General features: G+C 41.1%; 2 protein-coding genes and 2 pseudogenes. 2 read left to right on the plus strand and 2 right to left on the minus strand.

The window, feature by feature from the left end:
• Together AC075L_RS07350 and hcp are read left to right on the plus strand one after the other, a co-directional pair.
• Window positions 1-459: pseudogene (locus AC075L_RS07350) on the plus strand (ferredoxin); the annotation flags it as partial.
• A gap of 14 nt (window positions 460-473) precedes the next feature.
• A pseudogene (gene hcp, locus AC075L_RS07355) lies at window positions 474-2073 on the plus strand (hydroxylamine reductase).
• A 68-nt stretch (window positions 2074-2141) separates the two neighbouring features.
• Here the strand turns inward: hcp and AC075L_RS07360 are convergent.
• Both AC075L_RS07360 and AC075L_RS07365 read right to left on the minus strand, forming a co-directional pair.
• Window positions 2142-2399: a helix-turn-helix transcriptional regulator gene (locus AC075L_RS07360; RefSeq protein ID WP_476387460.1), complete on the minus strand. Its 258-nt coding sequence runs from the start codon at window positions 2397-2399 to the stop codon at window positions 2142-2144.
• A complete protein-coding gene (locus tag AC075L_RS07365) occupies window positions 2353-2643 on the minus strand; it encodes a hypothetical protein (protein ID WP_476387459.1) in 291 nt (96 codons plus the stop codon). The genes AC075L_RS07360 and AC075L_RS07365 overlap by 47 nt, the downstream gene beginning before the upstream one ends.
• Between the last annotated feature and the right edge of the window lie 146 nt (window positions 2644-2789).

Consider the following 2789-nt stretch of genomic DNA (forward strand, 5'->3'; position numbering starts at 1 on the left):
ACTGCTCATGCCGGCTGTCCCGGGTCTAAAAGCATGCAGATTCAGCGATCAGAAATACCCAAATCAGAAAAACCATCTTCAACCACAGATCAGGTATCCAATCTTCAGAACTGGCCGGTACAGATTAAGCTGGCACCTGTCAGTGCCCCATATTTTAACGGCGCAAAGCTTTTAATCGCAGCCGATTGTGCTGCTTACGCTTACGCAGGCTTTCATCAGGATTTTATCCGAAATAAGGTAACATTAATCGGCTGTCCTAAATTGGATCAGGTGGATTATAGCGAGAAACTGACTGCAATAATCCAAAATAACGATATTCAAAGTGTGACGATTGTAAGAATGGAAGTTCCATGCTGTGGCGGACTTGAGATGGCAGCCAGAAAAGCACTTCAGAATAGTAGAAAATTCATTCCCTGGCAGGTTATAACCATAGGTATTGATGGAAATATTATAGAATAAAGGAGGATACGACAATGGATAAAAAAATGTTTTGTTATCAGTGTGAACAGACAGTGGGATGCACCGGCTGCACAGGAAATGCAGGTGTCTGCGGAAAAAAGGCAGGCACTGCCAAATTACAGGATGAGCTGACAGGTGCGTTGATCGGTCTGGCAAGGGCTGTCGATAGCGCAGCAGCTATTTCCAAAAGTACCAGTCAAGTCATAATTGAAGGACTGTTTACTACCGTTACAAATGTGAGTTTTGACGATGCAGCAATCGAAAATATGATACAAAAAGTCAGAGCAGAAAAAGAAAGACTGGTTCCTGGCTGCAGTAAATGTCAGTCACCTTGCGGTAAATCAGACGAATATGACATGCAGCAGCTGTGGAATGCAGATGAAGATATCCGCTCCCTGAAGTCCCTTATTCTTTTCGGGATTCGCGGAATGGCAGCTTATGCTTATCATGCAAATGTTCTGAATTATGAAGATGCCGAAGTAAACCGTTTCTTCTGCGAAGCATTATTTAAGATTGGTTATGAAGAAAGTATGGATACACTGCTTCCTACTGTACTGAAAGTAGGGGAAATCAATCTGAAATGTATGGCACTTCTTGACAAGGCAAATACCAAAACCTATGGAACACCGGAACCGACTGCAGTTACACTTACCGTAGAAAAAGGACCATTTATTGTAGTAACCGGTCATGATCTGAAGGATCTGCAGCTTTTACTTGAACAGACAGAAGGAAAAGGAATCAACATCTATACCCACGGTGAAATGCTCCCTGCCCATGCCTATCCACTCTTAAAGAAATTCTCTCACTTAAAAGGAAATTTCGGAACTGCATGGCAGAATCAGCAGAAAGAGTTTGATCATCTTCCGGCTCCGATCCTTTACACCACCAACTGTCTGATGCCGCCAAAAAGCAGTTATGCTGACAGAGTATTTACAACAGAAGTGGTTGCTTTCCCAGGCGCTGTTCATATCGACGAGAAGAAAGATCTTCACACCGGTTATTGAAAAAGCACTGGAACTGGGTGGTTACAAAGAAGATCAGACACGCACAGGCATCAACGGCGGTACGAAAGTAACAACCGGTTTCGGGCATGCAGCTATTCTTTCCCATGCGAATACTGTAGTAGAAGCAGTAAAATCAGGCGCTATCCGCCATTTCTTCCTGGTTGCCGGCTGTGATGGTGCCAAACCAGGTCGAAACTATTATACGGAATTCGTGAAGCAGACACCTTCTGACAGTATTGTTCTCACCCTGGCATGTGGAAAATTCCGTTTCAATGATCTGGATCTGGGAGAAATCGGTGGTCTGCCAAGACTGATGGATATGGGCCAGTGTAATGATGCTTATGGTGCGATCCAGGTTGCTGTGGCACTTGCGGATGCATTTGGATGTTCTGTAAATGAGCTTCCGCTTTCCTTCGTTCTCTCCTGGTATGAACAGAAGGCAGTCTGCATCCTGCTGACACTTTTACACTTAGGTATCAAAAACATCCGTCTTGGTCCTTCTCTTCCAGCGTTCCTGTCTCCTAATATTCTAAACTATCTGGTGGAAAATTATGGTATTGCACCTATCACCACACCGGAAGAAGATATTAAAACGCTGATGAATCATTAAAATAAATTTTTCAAAAATCTTCGCAAATTAACAAAGCCGATACAGGATTCAAAAATCCCGCATCGGCTTTATTTATGGGTCTGAAGACTCGGATCTGCCGACAACAATTTTAAACATGTGCAACGATATTCTGATGGGGTTAAATGATAACGTTTTTTAAACAATCTGCAAAAATAATCAACGTTATGAAATCCACTTTCATAGGCAATTGTTTTTACTTTTTTATTCGTATTTTTCAATAACCAGGAAGCTGCCTGAAGTCGATATCCTATCAGATAATTAACCGGTGTAGTATGTAAAAACCGGTGGGAACAAATTAAGTGCAGTACTTTTACTGATTCCTATATGCGAGGAAATTTCATCCAGAGACAAATTATGATTATAGTTTTCATGTATATATTGCATGATTAACTGTACTCTTTTCTGTGCAACTTCATCAACTGTCTGTACATTTCCTTTATCAGATAACTTTACATTTTCATAAAAAGTCAGCCATAAATCCTGCATCAAAGCCAAAGTAGCAAGTTCTCTTATTTTCTCATTCCCCTGTATTTCCATTATTTTTATCATAGTTTGTATAATCTTTGTCTGCCATAGTTCTCTCATCAGTCTGAAAACGCTGGAAATATATATTCGATGAAATGATTGGCAAGATATATTTCTTATAGATCAGGCTGTTCTCCGGTGCAATAAATTCCGGCATACATAACAAGTTA

This window comes from Blautia sp. ZXY-1-B12 (genome assembly GCF_056339915.1).